General features: G+C 61.8%; 16 protein-coding genes and 1 pseudogene. 10 read left to right on the forward strand and 7 right to left on the reverse strand.

The genetic code is table 11. From position 1 onward, the window contains the following. Positions 1-47 precede the first annotated feature (47 nt). Positions 48-833: an SDR family oxidoreductase gene (locus BDK88_RS02640; RefSeq protein ID WP_130499047.1), complete on the reverse strand. Its 786-nt coding sequence runs from the start codon at positions 831-833 to the stop codon at positions 48-50. 126 nt (positions 834-959) lie between these two features. Between BDK88_RS02640 and BDK88_RS02645 the strand changes: the two are divergent. Continuing rightward, a pseudogene (locus BDK88_RS02645) lies at positions 960-1,270 on the forward strand (DMT family transporter). 16 nt (positions 1,271-1,286) lie between these two features. On the opposite strand, the gene BDK88_RS02650 reads toward BDK88_RS02645, so the two are convergent. The 3 genes from BDK88_RS02650 to BDK88_RS02660 form a co-directional block, all read right to left on the reverse strand. Beyond that, complete coding sequence (locus BDK88_RS02650; RefSeq protein ID WP_242611595.1) at positions 1,287-1,745, reverse strand: Tfx family DNA-binding protein; 459 nt, start codon at positions 1,743-1,745, stop codon at positions 1,287-1,289. Positions 1,746-2,176: 431 nt separating this feature from the next. Beyond that, a complete protein-coding gene (locus tag BDK88_RS02655; RefSeq protein WP_130499048.1) occupies positions 2,177-3,169 on the reverse strand; it encodes an MBL fold metallo-hydrolase in 993 nt (330 codons plus the stop codon). A 269-nt stretch (positions 3,170-3,438) separates the two neighbouring features. Continuing rightward, positions 3,439-3,906, reverse strand: coding sequence for a TRAM domain-containing protein (locus BDK88_RS02660; protein ID WP_130499049.1), 468 nt, complete (start codon positions 3,904-3,906; stop codon positions 3,439-3,441). Positions 3,907-4,112: 206 nt separating this feature from the next. Between BDK88_RS02660 and BDK88_RS02665 the strand changes: the two genes are divergently transcribed. From BDK88_RS02665 to BDK88_RS02675, 3 genes are all read left to right on the forward strand, one after another. Continuing rightward, a complete protein-coding gene (locus BDK88_RS02665; protein WP_130499050.1) occupies positions 4,113-4,904 on the forward strand; it encodes an electron transfer flavoprotein subunit beta/FixA family protein in 792 nt (263 codons plus the stop codon). Next, entirely contained in the window at positions 4,901-5,854 is a 954-nt protein-coding gene (locus BDK88_RS02670) for an electron transfer flavoprotein subunit alpha/FixB family protein (RefSeq protein WP_130499051.1), read from the forward strand. The genes BDK88_RS02665 and BDK88_RS02670 overlap by 4 nt, the downstream gene beginning before the upstream one ends. Positions 5,855-6,172: 318 nt before the next feature. Continuing rightward, positions 6,173-7,015, forward strand: a complete 843-nt coding sequence (locus BDK88_RS02675) for a polyprenyl synthetase family protein (protein ID WP_130499052.1) — start codon at positions 6,173-6,175, stop codon at positions 7,013-7,015. Between the two features lie 9 nt (positions 7,016-7,024). Here the strand turns inward: BDK88_RS02675 and BDK88_RS02680 are convergent, their stop codons facing one another. Continuing rightward, positions 7,025-8,140: a DUF373 family protein gene (locus BDK88_RS02680; RefSeq protein ID WP_130499053.1), complete on the reverse strand. Its 1,116-nt coding sequence runs from the start codon at positions 8,138-8,140 to the stop codon at positions 7,025-7,027. Between the two features lie 183 nt (positions 8,141-8,323). Between BDK88_RS02680 and BDK88_RS02685 the strand changes: the two genes are divergently transcribed. Then, positions 8,324-9,319 (forward strand): radical SAM protein, encoded by a 996-nt coding sequence (locus BDK88_RS02685; protein WP_130499054.1) that lies wholly within the window; start codon positions 8,324-8,326, stop codon positions 9,317-9,319. Between the two features lie 282 nt (positions 9,320-9,601). After that, positions 9,602-10,312 (forward strand): hypothetical protein, encoded by a 711-nt coding sequence (locus BDK88_RS02690; RefSeq protein ID WP_130499055.1) that lies wholly within the window; start codon positions 9,602-9,604, stop codon positions 10,310-10,312. Positions 10,313-10,344: 32 nt separating this feature from the next. On the opposite strand, the gene BDK88_RS02695 is transcribed toward BDK88_RS02690, so the two are convergent. Then, positions 10,345-11,715 carry a helix-turn-helix transcriptional regulator gene (locus BDK88_RS02695; protein WP_207225245.1) on the reverse strand — a complete coding sequence of 457 codons (1,371 nt, stop codon included), beginning with the start codon at positions 11,713-11,715 and terminating at the stop codon, positions 10,345-10,347. 201 nt (positions 11,716-11,916) lie between these two features. Between BDK88_RS02695 and BDK88_RS02700 the strand changes: the two genes are divergently transcribed. Both BDK88_RS02700 and BDK88_RS02705 read left to right on the forward strand, forming a co-directional pair. Then, positions 11,917-13,146, forward strand: a complete 1,230-nt coding sequence (locus BDK88_RS02700) for a DUF7096 domain-containing protein (RefSeq protein WP_449406694.1) — start codon at positions 11,917-11,919, stop codon at positions 13,144-13,146. 70 nt (positions 13,147-13,216) lie between these two features. Further along, positions 13,217-13,714, forward strand: coding sequence for a type IV pilin (locus tag BDK88_RS02705; RefSeq protein WP_130499057.1), 498 nt, complete (start codon positions 13,217-13,219; stop codon positions 13,712-13,714). A gap of 6 nt (positions 13,715-13,720) precedes the next feature. Here the strand turns inward: BDK88_RS02705 and BDK88_RS02710 are convergent, their stop codons facing one another. Then, positions 13,721-14,344, reverse strand: coding sequence for a methyltransferase domain-containing protein (locus BDK88_RS02710; RefSeq protein ID WP_130499058.1), 624 nt, complete (start codon positions 14,342-14,344; stop codon positions 13,721-13,723). A gap of 157 nt (positions 14,345-14,501) precedes the next feature. Between BDK88_RS02710 and ahaH the strand changes: the two genes are divergently transcribed. Together ahaH and BDK88_RS02720 are read left to right on the forward strand one after the other, a co-directional pair. Next, complete coding sequence (gene ahaH / locus BDK88_RS02715; RefSeq protein WP_092930519.1) at positions 14,502-14,834, forward strand: ATP synthase archaeal subunit H; 333 nt, start codon at positions 14,502-14,504, stop codon at positions 14,832-14,834. Next, positions 14,821-17,049, forward strand: a complete 2,229-nt coding sequence (locus BDK88_RS02720) for a V-type ATP synthase subunit I (RefSeq protein ID WP_130499059.1) — start codon at positions 14,821-14,823, stop codon at positions 17,047-17,049. Before ahaH ends, BDK88_RS02720 begins: the two co-directional genes overlap by 14 nt.

The raw sequence follows: 17,049 nt of genomic DNA on the forward strand, positions 1-17,049 counted from the left end.
CGACACGCGAGTCCTAGGGGTCGGCGTGGCGAACGGACCTCGGTGATCTAGCTCCGAAGCAGGCCGCCGTCGATCGGAATCTCGGCTCCGGTGACGAAACTCGCGCGTGGACTCGAGAGGAAGGCGACGACGTCGCCGAGCTCGCGGGGCTCGCCGATGCGATTCATCGGGATGTCGCCGGCCATCGCCGTCAGTCCCTCCTCGTAGTCGTCGTAGGTTCCCCGTTCGACCCTGGCATCGATGAGTTCCTCGATCCGAGCCGTTTCGATCGTCCCCGGCAACACCGCGTTCGCGCGGATTTCGGGTGCGAACTCCCGGGAAATCGTCTTGACGAGGCCGATCACGCCGCGGCGAACCGAGTTCGACAGCAGCAGGCCGTCGACGACTTCCCGGACGGTTCTGGAGGTGATACAGGTGATCGTCCCGTGGTCGGACTCGAGCAGGTGCTCGTAGCTCTCCTCGATCGTCCAGACGACGCTCATCACCAGCAGGTCGTAGGCCTGGTACCAGTCCTGCTCGTCGGTCTCGAGAAAGGTCGTACTCGGCGGCCCGCCCGAGGACGTGACGAGGTGGTCGAGGCCGCCGAAGGCGTCGACGGTCTCGCGGACGAGGTGGGAGACATCGTCTGGGTCAGTCAGGTCGGCCTGCACCGCGAGCACGTCGCCTGAAGCCGTCGCGACGAGGTCATCGCGTGCGTCCGCGAGTCGCGCCGCGTCGCGGCCACAGATTGCGACGTTCGCGCCTTCTTCGGCGAGTGCCTGTGCGCTCGCAAAACCCAGACCGCTCGAGGACGCTGTCACCAACGCCGAAGTGTCGTCGAGTTCGAGGTCCATGCCTGACTCGACGACAGGCGCGTACAAATCTCTCGGGGAGCCGGCAGGTGGTCTCGCCGTGGCCGTCGAGAATCGCGACACTATCGGTCGACGAAAACGGACTGGATACCACCGATGTCATGACCGCTGCTGTTCGTTGCGGGACTGTTCGAAACCGCACGGGCGATCGGTCTCGACGACTCCGATAGCCTCTCGAAACCGATGCCGACAGCTGGAACAGCGATCGCCTCGTTCTGAGTATGGTGTTGCTCGCGCACGCGGCTCAGAACTTGCCGATCGGCACCGCGTACGCTGTCTGGACGGGGATCGGTGCGGTCGAGACGGCAACGCTCGGCATCGTGCTGTCCGACGAATCAGCAACAGTCGCTCGGGTCGCGTTTGTTTGCTGTATCGTCGTCGGGGTCGTGGGCCTCAACGTCATCTCGAGCGGGCACTGACTGACAGAGGTCCGTCTCAGTCCTGGTGGCGGACCCGAACCATTCCCTCCGACGTGACGCCGACGATCAACGGCGTCGATACCTGTCGGCCCATAACCGCGTTGCCGGCGGCATCGCTGACGACCTTCATCAGATCCGGTGCGGTGTAATCGACCTTGACACCGGCCTCATCGCAGGCGTCGTAGACCAGTTCGGGCACGTCATAGAGGTCGGTTCCGGCAGGAACGCGAACCCGAACCGGCGCACGAAGCGCCTCCGCGAACGCGACCGTCTCACGGGCTTTCGCGACGTTCTCGCGGGCGCTTGACTCGATCGATGAAACGTTCGCTCGAGAGGTGCCCAGCGCCTCGGCGATGTCGGCCTGCGAGACGTCGCGTTCGCGTAACGCGAGCACCTGTGCCTGCCGGTAGGTCAACACACTGGTCTCGGGATCGAACCCGATCTCCTCGAGGAGGTCCGCAACCTCGTCGATCACGGCGACCCGCCTCCGCCGACGTTGCAGGCTCGCGTAGCCATAGTAGCCTCTAGCCGTCGGCGGGATCAAAGCTTCCACGGTCCCGGCACTGGACGACTACGATGGTGGGACGAACGTCGGGCGACGGTGTATGGAGAACGAACCCAGTCACAGTTAGTCGGCGGAGCGACCGGAGACGGGCTGGTCGTGTTCGGTTGACAGCACGCTCGAGCCAAGCGGTACGTTCGCCGTCGTATCACGCACTGTCAGGGCGAGAACGGCAATCGACAGACCGCTCCCAGTCAGGAAAACGAGATCTTGCCATATCAGCCTTATTACTAACTCGACATGGAGTTAATGATTCCAGGCATCAAACAGAGTCGATACACCGATCGATAACTGCGGGCACCCAAAGACGCGACGCAGGGGTCGTTCGGACCACTGACACCGGCTCAGTACTCGAGCGGCCAGCGCTCCTCCTCGAGGTCGGCAAGCGTATCGGCGACGCCATCAGCGAGGCGATACTCGGTTCCCTCTCTGACGACGGTCCCCTCGCGCGCTAGGTGCTCGAGGTGCGCGTAAGCCTCGCCGGGTCCGTGGAGGATGTGAATGTCCTCGAGGTCTCCGAATAGGTCGGCGCTGACGGTCCACGTATCACAGGGGCCGCGTCGGTCCAGCGCGTCGAGGACCCGCCAGGAGCGCTCCTCGTGGTGTTCGATGATGTACTGAGCACGACCAGCCGGGTCATCGATCGGCGTCCGATGTCCCGGCCACGCGCGGTCGTAGTCGGCGTCGACGATTCCCTGTAGCGCACGGAGATACTTCTCGAGCGGTCGGTCGACGCGGACGTCTGCACCGCCGACGTTGGGCGTATAGACTGGCAACAGTGCATCGCCGGCAAAGACCTGGCGCTCGCCGTCGATGGCTGCCTCGAACATACAGAGCCCGGCGGCATGGCCGGAGGTGTGAACGACCTCGAGGTCGATGTCGGTGACCGAGAACGTCTCGCCATCCTCGAACGTGGTGACCGTCGGCGTCTCGACGGTCGTCTCGCCGTCGGTCAACCGCTCGCGAAGGGCTGCCTGTTTGTCTTCGGGCATTCCCCACTCTTCGAAGTACTGCCGGTAACGGTCGTCCATCGCGTTCCAGGCCGCTTCGTCGCCCTCGACGAGCGCCGCGTCGGCGGCGTGGACGTACACGTCAGCGCCGCTTTCAGCCTGAATCTCGCCGGCCAGCCCGCAGTGGTCGTGGTGCCAGTGAGTCAGCAGAATCCGGTCGATATCCGCTAGCCCGAGGCCGTGCTGGGAAAGTGCTGTCTCGAGTTGTTCGCGAGTCGTCGCCATCCAATCGCCGGTATCGATCAGCGTCACCGTCGAGCCATCCGCGAACAGATATGCGTTGTTATCACCTTCGAACGCAGCGTTCGACAGCGAGAGCCGTTCCATGAACACGTATCACACGCTCGTCGAGAAAACGTTACCTGAAGCGGTCCAGGAGAGCCGAGACCGTGTTCGCGACCACGACCAGTCGGATTCTCTCGCGCAAAGAATATTACAGCGACAAGCACGGTGGTCGCGACGAGAACGGCCGCCACCGTGCGGTCGGTCGGGTCGGCGACGACTTCAATCGAGATGTCGATGCCGTCAGCCGTGTCAGCGGCTGTCTCGTCCTGTCCGGACTCGCCACGACCCGCGTCGACTGTCCACTCGAGACGCTAGGAGCCCCAGAAGTTTTCGCGGCTACCGAGTCGCTCACGGTCGGGCGAGCGATCGCCATCGGCTTCGGCTTCGGCTTCGTCATCGATGTCGTCTGCCGTTGCGGACTCGTCGTCCTCGTCTTCGTCGGGTTCCATCGGCAAGAGCTCGAGTTCCTCTGCTCGGGCGTGATTGCTGTGGACCCGCGTAATTTCGACGCGAGCGCGCGCTTCCGGCAGGACGCCGTCGACCATCACGATGAACCCGTCCTCGGTTCGGCCGACGCCGGCACCGCTTTCGTGCATGTCGACGACGTCGATGACGACCTCCTCGCCTGCCTTGACCGGCTGGGTTTTGAGATCCTCGATCGGCTGGTTGTAGTGGTTACACCACTCCTTGCCACCCCGGTCGCCGTAGTGTTGGCATCCCATACCCGAGATCCGTTCGGAGAACTCCGGGCAGTCGTCGGCGAGTGGACAGTCTGCCATGCACAGTACTACTGGCGGCGGTGTTAAACCGTTTCCGTCTTCGAGACGGTGACGGGAGACGAACAAAACGCTGGTAGCAAACAATAGGGACAGTGAAAGCAGATCTAACTCAGCGCGAATAATTATTAAAATATGGTAGCTAAACAGGGGGTGAATAGCTTCCGATTTCGAAAAGGTTTACGGGGTGGGCGTTGCACTATCCCATGATGAAAATTCTCGTTACGGTCAAAGAGGTGGCGACCGTCGAAGACGAGTTCGAAATCGAAGGAACCGAAATCGCGGGCAAGTACCTCGGTGCCGACTTGAACGAGTGGGACGACTACGCGATCGAAGAGGCCGTCCAGCTCCAAGAAGACGGAATCGCCGACGAAGTCGTCGCGGTCACCATCGGCCCGGAAGACTGTGAACAGACCATCCGGCAGGCACTCGCGAAGGGCGCAGACCGTGCCGTCCGCGTCTGGGACGACGCCTTAGCGGACGTCGACTTACTCGACGTCAACGCCAAGACCGAAATCCTGAGCGCCGTCATCGAGGCCGAAGAGCCTGACCTCGTACTGTCCGGCGTCCAGGCTGGCGACGACAGCTTCGGCGCGACCGGCGTTTCGGTCGCCGAACAGCTCGGCTTCCAGTGGGGTGCCGTCGTCAATCACTTAGAACACGATTTCGAGGACGGCGTCGCCTCCGTGCGACGCGAACTCGAGGGCGGCGTCGAAGAGCTGACCGACATCGAGCTTCCGGCAGTGCTGACGATCCAGACGGGGATCAACGAGCCCCGGTATGCGAGCCTGCGGGGCATTCGGCAGGCCCAGCGCAAGGAACTCGACGTCCAGACGCTCGCCGACATCGGCGTCGACGAGAGCGCGATCGAAACCGAACTCGAGCTGACCGACATGTACGAGCCCGAAAGCGAAAGCGACGTGACGACCTGGGAGGGCGGTGCTGAAGAGACGGCCGGGGAGCTCGGTGAACTGCTCCGCGAGAAGGGGGTGGCACAATGAGCGACGTCCTCGCAGTCGCGGACCACCGCCGCGGAGACCTCCGCGATGTCAGCTACGAGCTCATCACCGCCGGCCGTGAACTCGCCGACGAAACCGGCGGCGACCTCCATCTGGCGGTCATCAGCGGCACCGTCGACGACTTCGCGGACAAACTCAACCGCGACGGCGTCAACGCGATCCACACCGTCGACCACGGCGAGGAGTTCAACCACGACGTCTACGCACAAGCGGTCACGCAGCTCTACGACGAACTCGCCCCACAGTACGTCGTGACGCCCAACAGCGTCAACGGACTCGATTACGCGCCCGCCGTCGCGAACGAGCTCGACCTGCCGGTCGTCACCGACACCGTCGATCTCGAGGCCGACGGCGAGACCCTCGTTGCCACCCGCGAGATGTACGGCGGCAAGGTCGAGACGACCACCGAACTCGAGGGCGACGCCGTCGTGACGATCCGCGGTGCCGAGTGGCCCGCCGCCGAGGGCACCGGCGACGCCGCGATCGAGGCCTTCGATGTCGACATCGACGAGGAGACAGTCGGCTCGACCGTCACCGGCTTCGAGGAAGTCGGCGGCGGCGACGTCGATATCAGCGAGGCCGACCTGCTGGTGTCGGTCGGCCGCGGGATCGAAGAAGAGGAGAACCTCGAGATGATCCGTGAACTGGCTGACGCACTCGACGCGACGCTGTCGTCCTCGCGCCCGATCGTCGACAACGGCTGGCTGCCGAAGAACCGTCAGGTCGGCCAGTCGGGGAAGGTCGTCACGCCCGACGTCTACATCGCGATCGGTATCTCGGGTGCCGTCCAGCACGTCGCTGGCATGAAAGGCTCCGATACGATCGTCGCGATCAACACCGACCCCAACGCGCCGATCATGGACATTGCCGACTACGCGATCGTCGACGACCTCTTCGATGTCGTCCCCGAACTCATCGACGAATTCCAGTAACTGTATCGCGAACGAGCATCGCGAGTGTGCGGCTTTTTGATCCAGATTTTTCGCGAGTGGTCGCGAATCCGTGAGCGACCCGAGCGAAAAAAAGGTGGTCGCACGTCGTCCCCGAACTCATCGACGAATTCCAGTAGCCAAACCGCGAACGAGCAGCGCGAGTAAGCTATTGTCCTCGTGAACGGAGTGAACGAGGGCTTGGCAGAGCTGCGCTTTTCCGGTGTTTTTGATCGGTATCTTTCGTAGAGGCCACTAATCGTGCAAAAATTTCGTTTCGGATCCGTCAGCTACTTTTCTACCCACTCCTAAGCGCGGTTGATGGAACTGCTGGAGCGCCGACGGGCACTGATCGAAAAGCGCCTCGTCGAGGTGGTCGAAGGGGTCGAGCCCGAGACGCTCTCCAACGAAGTTCGCCATATCGCGCTCTCCGGGGGGAAACGCGTCCGGCCGATGGTGACGCTGTTGGCCTGCGAAACGGTGGGTGGACGGGCAGAGGACGCCGTCGAGTTCGGCGTCGGTATCGAACTCGTCCATACGGCGTCGCTTGTCATCGACGACATCATCGATCGCTCCGAACTGCGACGCGGGACGACTAGCACCTGGGCAGAGTTCGGTCACGGCCCGGCGATTATCACCAGCGACGGCTTACTGGGGGAGGCGTTCGCGCTCTTTTCGCCCGATCCGGACGCGACGCGCGTCGTCGCCGAGGCGATGGTCGAACTTGGCGTCGGCGAGGCGACCGAACTGGCAGCCAAGCCAGCCAACGAAGACGAGTACATGACGCTCGCGCGTCGGAAGACCGGCGCACTGTTCCGAGCCGCAGCGGAGCTCGGGGCGATCGCTGCCGACTCCGACCCCGTCACCGTCGATGCACTGGGTGAATACGCAGAACGGGTCGGCGTTGCCTTCCAGATCAGAGACGACGTGTTAGACGCCGTCGCCGATCCCGAGGCCCTCGGCAAACCGACCGGCCACGACGCTGCTCTCGAGCGGCCGTCGGTCGTGCAGGTGACTGATCTCACGCCGGACGAGGCCAACGCCGCCGCCCGGCGGGAAGCCGACCGCGCGATCGACGCCTTAGATCGCGTCGAGGTCGCTGATTCCGACGCCCGACAGTATCTCCTCGAACTCGCGGAGTTCGTCGTTCAACGTGAACGGTAACACAACTCGTCAGACTCGCTCAGCCTGTTTCGTTCCCTCCTCGTGCTCCGTGTCGGATAGTCGTGATTCTGCGACAGCAAACGTGAGTGTGCTTATAATTCCTAGCACCGTCCCTGCGGTCAGCGCCACCGCGAGATACGTCATCTCGACAGTCCCGAGGAAGAACGCGCTCACCGCATGAAGGACGACCGCGATCGAAAGCACGTAGAAGGGTGCGTTGAGATACCGCCACTCGAGCGAGCCAGCAATGTACTCGTCAGTGATCTGACCGAGACTGGTCGTCAGTCCCGCCGCGGCAAACCAGTGGATCGAGCCATAGACGAGCGCGGCGAGGATGACCGGAGCCTCGAGGTCGCCACCGGACGACGCCCGGATGGCTGCGAGACTGTCGCGTCCACTGACGCCACCAAGGACGAACAGAGCGGCGGCGACGACGTACGCAAACAGGGTCGTCCGGCCGGCGTATAGCGATCGGCGCGCGCGTTCGACGGCTGTATCGAGCCGGTCACCAAGGCCAAGTCCACGTGAGATGAGATATAGCCCAAGCAGTGTCGACGTCGTTCCCAACACCATTCCTGGGAGGTTCAGGACGGCTCCGACCAGCGCGAGCGGGTAGATCAATAGGAGAATGCCAAGCGGGATGAGGACCGTCCCGCGCGTCTCGGGGTCGTCGAGCACTTGCTTGATCGTGTAGTACATCGACTCTAAGTTCTGGGCCTGCCGGACGACGACCCGCCGGACGCCGTCGATGGGGACCCGCGAGCGGATGATCGGGATAACGGATTCGTCCTGTGCACCGTCGGTGATCACGAGCGCAGTGACGTCTTCGCCAGTCGAGAGACTCGCGAGGACGGTATCGACCTCGTCACCGACCTCGCGGTTGGCACTAACGTCGCCCTGATCGTTGCCGGTGACGACGGCGACCTCGACGCTCTCGTCGCGTTCGGCGAGATCGTCGTAGATATGCAATCCCTGGAAGATGACGTTGACGTCCGAGTCCTCCGGGTCCGCGGTCGCGAGGGCGACGGCCGCCTCCTCGACTGGGTCGCGACCGATGACCGGCGTCGAAAAGCCGGTCTTGCGGCCGAGATCGTCGTCGAGGTCGACACAGAGGACCAGCAGCATCGGCTCATAGTTGCACACCGCGCTATTTCCGTCTTCTGGGACGGACCATCCCAGTCCGTGTCCGATGGGCGTCGGATCGCATCGAGACACTCGAACGGGTCGACCCACGAGACGGATCAACGGGGCACAGCGACGACGTGGATTCGTACCCCTTTTGAGGCTCGGACGGGTACGTTTGTCCGAATGATCTCGAAGGGCTGTGAGCAGTGCGCGAAAGGGGGGAAGATGGTGCTGTTCGTCTACGGCTACTGCGACCAGCGCGACTGCTTTTACTGCCCGCTTGGCGAGAATCGTAAAAACGTCACCGACGTCTACGCCAACGAACGGCTCGTCGAAAGCGACGAGGACGTCCTCACCGAAGCCCACCGAATGGACGCACTCGGCACATCGATCACTGGCGGCGAACCCCAGGAGGCGCTGGGGCGGACCTGTCACTACCTCGAGCTCCTCAAAGACGAGTTCGGCGAGGACCACCACACCCACCTCTACACCGGGATCACCGGGGGTCGCGAGAACATGCGCCGGCTTTCCGAAGCGGGCTTAGACGAGATTCGCTTCCACCCGCCCTACGAACAGTGGGGTGACCTCCATGGCACCGAATGGGAAGAGATCCTCTATATCGCTCGCGAAGAAGGGCTCACGCCCGCCTTCGAGATCCCCGGCATCCGCGCCGAGGAGGAGTTCCTCGAATTCCTCGATGAAGGCGCAGCGGAGTTCTGTAACGTCAACGAGTTCGAGATGAGCGACGGGAACTACCGTCGGATGCAGGAACAGGGGTACGAACTCAAGGAGGACCACATGAGCGCCGTCGACGGCGACCGCGAGGACATCCTCGAGGTCATGGGCGACCACGAGCGAGTCTACTTCTGTACCTCCGTGTTCAAGGACGCAGCCCAGCACCGCCGCCGCCTGAAACGCATGGCCCGCAACGTCCGCCGCGAGTTCGACGACATCACCGACGACGGCACGCTCGTCTACGGGAAGACCTATGCCGATCCTGAACGCTTCGAGGCGCTTGGTGTCCCCGAGGAGTTCTACACAGTCAAGACGAACCACGTCGAGGTCGCCTGGTGGCTCTTAGAGGAGATGATCGAAGAAGGCGATCTCGAGGACGGTGAGATCGTCGAGCAGTATCCGACCTATGACGGACAAGTCGTCGAGCGGACGCCGTTAGCGTAGGGACCACAAGCGGTTTTTGGTGCAGATTTTTGCGCGAGAGTGCGTCGAACGAACTCGAGCGGAAAACGGTGTACGTGGTAGGTCGTCGAGCGGACGCCGCCGGCCTGATCGGGAACGAACAGGGTAAGCGCGCGGTCTTTTGCACCGTATAACGACCGTCCCGCAGCGTACAACACCCGAAAACGGTCGTTCCAGTCCGTTTCCGATCCGTTCGCCGTCGATCGAGTGGCAGCCGCTTATCGAGGCTGTAGTAATGGCGCTGTCCCAGAAGACGTGACTACGATGCAATTCCGAAACGCCGCAGTTGTCGCCGTTGCACTGCTTGTGGCCCTCTCCGGGTGTAGTGCCCTCGGGGGTACCCCAGCCGGTGAACCGGCAAACGAGACCGATACGAAGTCAGTGACCGAACCAGCCACAGACGGATCCGCCGATGCGAACACCACTTCGACTGCCGAACCGAACGGAACCGAGGACGACACGAGCACGGATCGTAGCGATGACACCACCGATGCAGCGTGGTATCCGCCCGAAGAGCCGAATCGGCCGCTGGAAGACAAACGCGAGGACCGAATCGAGTCCGTCACGTTCGTCGACAAAGTGCCCGCAGAAAGCGGTGACGGATACTCGAACTTCAACCTCGAGGTCGTCGCCAACACCAGCATGGAAGACGTTGATCCGGCTGAACACGGCGACTTAGAGGGCGAGCCGTACTTCTTCGTCAAGATCAACGAAGGCGAGGACAACCGGAAGATTATCGAACGAACGGACGAGGTTAGGATGGACGAAAACGGGACGTTCCACATCGACGTTCGACCGGCAGGGATCGAAGAATTCGGCGCGGGCCCGCTGACCGTCGAAGTCTTCCTGATGGACGAAGACAAAGACTGGGACGACATCTACGCCTCGGTTGGCACAGAGATTCAGTACACTCCGGATACGAGCGCCGACGGTTCGAATTCGACCGCCACCGATTCGGAGTCAACCGAGAGCTAAGTATCGGCCCCGGATGGTAACGATCCGGTCGATCAGTCGAAATTAGTCAGATCGACGCCAGGCAACGTGATGAGATTCTCCCGTCCGATGCGGAGTTTCTCGATTTCGTCATCGTCGTCCATCTTCGACAGCAACTGCGAGACCTTGGCGTTCGACCAGCCGGTCTCCGAAACGATCGACGCCTGTTTCATCCGGCCGCCGTTTTGTTTGAGGAGACGGAGGACACGCTCCTCGTCGCTTAACAGCTCGGGGTCGACATCCTGATGGGTGGCATCCTCGAACTCGAGACTGGTTCCGCGACCACGGTCAGCATCGTTTTCTCCTGCGACGGCCCCGTCAGCTGACTCCGAGCCGGCCAGAGAGTCCCCAGATCCGGATACGGACTCGGACCTGCTGGCGGTCTCCGTCGCTGGAGCAGCGTGCTCGTCGGTATCGCGGTCGCTGAACCCGAGCCGTTCGGGCAACGGCAGTCGATCGATCGGGATCGGAAGCTCGGTCCTGCCGTCACGTTTCGCCAACAGGTAGCCACCGGTTCCGATGGTAGCGATGAGCACGAGGATACCCCCGATCAGCCAGCCAGACATCGACGACGGAAGGGTTCCGGTCCGAACGAACACGATCTCGAGTTCGTCGGCGGTAAACTCATAGGGACCATCCCAGGTGAGCGATGTCGGCGTCTCGAGGGCGTATTGAGGTGGTGTTTCGACGACGAGACGCTGTCCTGCGGTCAGTCCCATCCACGTTCCATCATCCGTCTGAAACGCATCACCGAAGTGGATTCGATCACCGTCGACGGTCGCAAAGTTGGTCCAGGTAAACGAATAGGAGATCACCCCGATCCGGGCGTTCTCGGTGGTGGACTTTGATTCATCGCTGCCGTCACCGTCGGCCGGTGGCTCAATGATGCGCGGTTCGTCCCACTGGGTGTCTTTGATCGACATCTCGCGACCGGTTTCCCGTTGAGCGATCTGACGGAAGCGTTCGAACTGCTCGGGTGAGAGCCCAACAGTTCGCTCGCCGGCCGTGACCTGGTCGGCATACGCTCGAAACGAATCAGCTTCGCTCTCGTTCGTCAGGAGAAACCGACTTTCGATTGTCCATCGAACGTCCCCATTATCGCGAACGGTGAGCCGAATGACCTGCTTTGGCGTCGCTTCCGGAGTCGAACCAGTCGACTGTACTGCAGTGGGAACCGATACTGACTGATCGACTGACAACGCGTGAGAATCACTCGAAAGGGGAGACGCGACGTGGTCCAATGATACACGGGACCGATCGGAACCTGCAGCCGTCTGTTCAAGCGCGGGGGAAGCGGCTGCACCCGGTATAGCGACCACCGTCCCGAGGAAAGACGCCACCAGGAGGGCTGAGAGGGCAACTGTGATGGCGGTGGATACCCGCATGCGTATCAACGGGTGGTTTCCCGGGGGAAAAAACACTTTCCATCGAAAAATAAAGCGTTACCAGCGGAAGCGAAGCGGCTCGAGGACGGAGAGCGCTTCTAATTCAGTGTCAATACATGATTAGGGCACGTTCATTTCTCAGCCTCGTGGGTCAATAGCAGTGCGACCAGTTTTTGTATCAGGAGAGGTTACGATTCGACGATGAACCGCTCGATTCCGCCCCTCCTCGCATTACTTCTCGTCTCATCCCTGGCTGTCGTCCCAGGGATGGTGACATCCGGATCTTCAGCAGGTGCACCCGCAACGATGTCGGTTCAGCATGAGGTAGCGGCTATCGACCCGGCCGACTCCGGGCTCCAGCCAGTGTCGAATACGACGAACCGGCTCTCGCTCGAGGGAGCAGCCAGAAGCGAGTACGCCGAGTACGGCCCTGACCTTGGTGTCGCGCTCGCGAGCACGGACGATGAGCTTCGGATCGATCACACCCAGTACGTCACGCTCGATCGACAGTTCAACAATGCAACCACCGAAGAACGGCGTGCATTGCTCCAAACCACATACGACCGGCTGAAAGACCGCTCGAATACACTCAGGGAACGCGAAAAGCAGGCGGTGAGAGCACACGCTGCTGGGGACCTCTCGAGTAGACAATTGCTGAAAACGTTGCTCCGAAATTATCAGGAAGCAGCAGCCCTCTCCGAAGCGTTCGATACACTCGAAGAGCGGTCGGATCGTGTTTCTGGGAGTTCACTATCGGTTGCAGACCAGCAAGACAAACTCAAGATGCATCGCACCCAAATCCGCGGCCAGCTTTGGTCGAGCGCGTATGGAAACGGAGCAATCGAGTATATCTCCGTCGAGACATCCGAGAGCGGATACGTTCTCGAGACCCTCGACGAGGACTACCTCCGCGAAGCGACCCGATTCGACAACCGGGATACATCGATGTCGACCCAGTTCGCCAATCTCCCGGAGGCATACGGGCACAGCGATGACCTCTATCCCTGGGCGTACGATACGGGGCAGTCACCATCGGTGAGCGAATACACGACGGCACAGCTGTACCAGATCGACATCTCCCACGAGCAAGGCCAGCTCAAAGCGTACCTTGATGGCGGAACAGGAGACATTCATCGTGAGCTACAGACACTGATCCCAGAGATCTTGCCACCGGTTCGGCAACAAGAGTGGCAGAAAGACGGGCTCGAAATCGTCGTCGACAAGACGGCCGCAAACGGCCCGCGGAAAGTGACTGTAACCAACCGAGAGACCGGCGAGCCAGTTACAGCACCGATCACGATCAGCGACTTCGACGTCGGCGAAACGAACGCGGATGGCAGCCTCTGGTATGTCCCACCCAGTGGCGGATACGAACTCACGGTAGAGCGGCCGACGGGATCCAACGTCACCGTCCCCGTTTCGAATAGCTAGTGGTGCCGACCAGCGCCCGGTCGACGGGCAAGCGGACCTTTATACGGTAATACGCGGCCAGACGGTCGTGATGGCGAACAAAGAGCCCAGCACGATCGCCAAGAGCAGGTCGCGCGGTATCAGCCAGGGTCTTGGTATCATCCTGCTGCTAGCGCTGACCGTCTGTCTGGCATCGATCGTCGCCGTTGGTGCTGGTGCGTGGGCGCTCGAGCCAGCCGGCCCAACCGCGACGTTCGAACTCTCGGCTGACGGCGACAGCGCCGCGATCGTGATCGAACACCGCGCAGGAGATGACATCGACGTCGAGACGCTGTCGGTGACGATCGCAATCAACGGCACGGAGCTGACCGCACAACCGCCGGTTCCGTTCGTCGGCGCGCGCGGGTTCGATGGTGCGCCCGACGGCCCGTTCAATGCGAAAAGCGATTCGACGTGGACAGCAGGGGAGCGCGCCGGCGTTTCGATCGCGGGGACGAACAGGCCGACGCTTACAACAGGCGATTCGGTCACCGTCACGCTCGTCGTCGACGATCGACAGGTAGCGACACTCGAGACGACAGCGAGCTAAGCGCCGCTATTCCGGCGCGCGGCCGATCGTCGTGATCGCGACGTCGGGATCGTACGATGGGCCCATAAAGGCGTGTTTGACGTCCTCGAAGCCAGCGGTCTTGAACATCTGATCGGCCTCGTACTCGTCATAGAAGAGCATGATCGAGTCAGCGAGCAGTTGACTGACGACGTTATCGGGATAGTTCGGGCCGACGACGAGCACCTGCCCACCGGGTTTGAGGACGCGGCGGAATTCCCGGAGCGCAAGGATCGGGTTCGGCCAGTACTCGATCGAACCCGACGACCAGACGACATCGAACGTGTCGGTCGCAAACGGGAGTCGTTCGGCGTCGCCACGGTGGAAGTTCACCGGCGGCGCGCGTTTGCCGAACTTCTCGTAGGCCTGTGCGAGCTGGTGTTCGCTCTGGTCGAGCGCGTAGACCTCGTCGACGTGCTCGAGCAGCCCCTCGGTCGCGAAGCCGGTCCCACAGCCGACGTCGAGGACGGTCATCTCCTCCTCGATATCGAGCAGGGAGAGGGCATCGTCGCGCATCTCCTCGGTCCAGATGAAGGGGTTCACCTGATCGTAGACCCGCGAGAGGTACTTATAAAACAGTCGGGCACGGGCCTTGTTCTCGAGAAGTCCCATTAGTAATCGATTTCGATCCGATCGACATATGTCTGCTGTTCTCGGCGCTATGAGATGCGACTAATAGGGGATTACCAGATATTCGAGAACGACAGCCACTGAGTCACTTTCGCAACTACCATATACACGCTCTGGCAAACGTCTGATTGCTTAGAGTATGCCGAGGCCAGAGGTTCTCGAACGAATTCAGTCGGCCGAAGACGAGGCCGACGAGATCGTCGCACTGGCAGAAAACGACCGCGACGAGCGAATAGCCGAGGCCCGGAAACGTGCCGAGGAAATTCGCACAGAAGCGGAACAGGAGGCGCAGGAGCTCAAGGAGCGCCGCCTGGAGGAGGCTCGCGAAGAGATCGATGCGGAATGCGAGCAGGTCCTCGAAGAAGGCGAACAGGAGCGCGCGGCACTCGCCGAGCGCGCCCGAAACCGGGTCGACGAAGTGACCGACCACGTCGTCGAACTGTTCCAGGAGGACGTCCATGCTCAGACCTGAACGGATGAGCAAGGTCTCGGTGACCGGTTCCCGGGGCGTTATGCCCACGGTCATCGAGACGATCCACGGACTGAACCTGGTACATCTCTCGGACTATGACGGCTCATGGGAGGGGTTCGACAACGGTAACCCCATCGCCGGTGCCGATCAGGCATCCGAGAAGCTGGTGACCGTCCGCGCCCTCGAGAGCACCCTGGACGTGTCGGCCGACGACGCCGAACCAGGGAGCATCGACGAGGGCTGGGAAGAGCGACTCGAGGAGATCCGCACGCGGGTCAACGAACTCGACGATCGCCGCGGCGAGCTCACCAACGAACTGCGGCAGGTCGACGAGAAGATCGACCGCGTCGCGCCCTTTGCCGAACTGGGCATCGACCTCGACTTGCTGTCGGGGTACGAATCGGTCGACGTCGCCGTCGTTGAAGGCAACGTCGACGCAATCGACGAAGCCGTCAGCGCGTCCGACGAGATTCGGACCTTCGAGACGTTCACCGGTGGTGACGTCGTGGCGGTCGTCGCCGCACCCACCGAAGACGCCGGTGAGGCTCCGATCGACGACGCGCTCGTCGGCGTCGACGTCACCCGCCACGGGGTGCCCGAGACCGAACAGAGCCCCGAGGCGTACGTCGCCGATCTCGAGGATGAAAAGCAGTCCCTCGAGACCCGACGTGACGAACTCGACACGGAGCTCGAGGAGATCAAGCAGGCGGAAGCCGACTTCCTCCTTCGCGTCGAAGAACACCTCACGATGGAGGTTCAGCAGGCGGAAGCGCCGCTGCAGTTCGCGACGACCGATCGCGCGTTCGTCGCGGAAGGCTGGATCCCGACCGGCGACTACGACCGACTCGTCGCTGCGTTGAGCGACGCGGTCGGCGACAGCGTCGAGATCGAAGAACTCGAGCGGGCCGATTACGACCGCCACGGCGCACACGCCCACACTGAAACGGATCTGGAGGGCACGCAGTCGGCGGCCGACGAAGACGAATCGCCCGCCGACGCGGACGAGCAGCAGCAGAAGGCAGTTACTGACGGCGGATCGACGGTCACGATGGGCGACGAGCCGCCGACGGTACAGGACAATCCGGGTCCGGCAAAGCCGTTCGAAGTGCTGGTGCAGGCAGTCAGCATGCCGAAATACAGCGAGTTCGATCCGACGATCTTCCTGTTCCTGACGTTCCCGTTGTTCTTCGGGTTCATGATCGGTGACGCCGGCTACGGCATCATCTACATGGCCATCGGGGGCTACATGGTAACGCAGGTCGACAACGACGCGATCTCCAGTCTCGGCGGTGTCGCCGTCTGGGCTGGTCTGTTCACGACCATCTTCGGGTTCGTGTACGGCGAAATCTTCGGCCTGCACGTCCTGGGCGCAGTCGTCTGGAGCAACGTCGAACTGCTGCCGCTGAACAAGGGACTCGAGCCGGCAGCCGCCGACTTCGCGCTTGGCTGGATGGTCATTAGCGTGCTGGCCGGGATTCTCCACCTCAACATTGGATACATCCTGGACTTCTTCGAGAACCTTAGCCACGGCTTCAAGGATGCCCTGTTCCACAGCGGATCGTGGATCCTGATGCTCAACGGCATCTGGATCTGGATCTTCTCGACCCAGGGCGAGGCCGCGAAGCCGGACTTCCTGTACGAGACGTTCGCAAGCGGCGGACCGTTCCCGATTGGCTTCACTGGGTTCTCCGGACTGGGACTGTTCACCGTCCCAGGACTCGGGTTCGAGCTGACAGCACCGCTGCTCATGTTCCTGATCGGCCTCGTGATGCTGATCGTCAGCGAACCCGTCGAGGCCGTCGAAGCGCTCGACGTCGTCGTGAACGTCTTCTCGTACACCCGGATGGGCGCAGTGTTGCTCGCGAAGGCCGGTATGGCGTTCGTGGTCAACCTGCTGTTCTTCGGCGCGTACGAGGACCCCAACGGCGAGTTCCACTTCCTTCGAACGCACGAGCCGAGCTACGTCGCCGAACACTACGGCGAGGGTGCTGAGGTCGTCTTCAACGGCCTCATGCACTCGGGCACTGCTGCCCTACTCGGCGGACTTGTGATTCTCGTACTCGGACACGTGGTCGTGCTAGCACTTGGCGTGACAAGCGCCGGCTTACAGGCCGTTCGTCTCGAGTACGTCGAATTCTTTAACAAGTTTTATGAAGGCGGTGGGGAGAACTACGAACCGTTCGGAACCGATCGAAACCACACTGAGGACTACTAA

This window comes from Natrinema hispanicum, from assembly GCF_004217335.1.
Lineage (GTDB): Archaea > Halobacteriota > Halobacteria > Halobacteriales > Natrialbaceae > Natrinema > Natrinema hispanicum.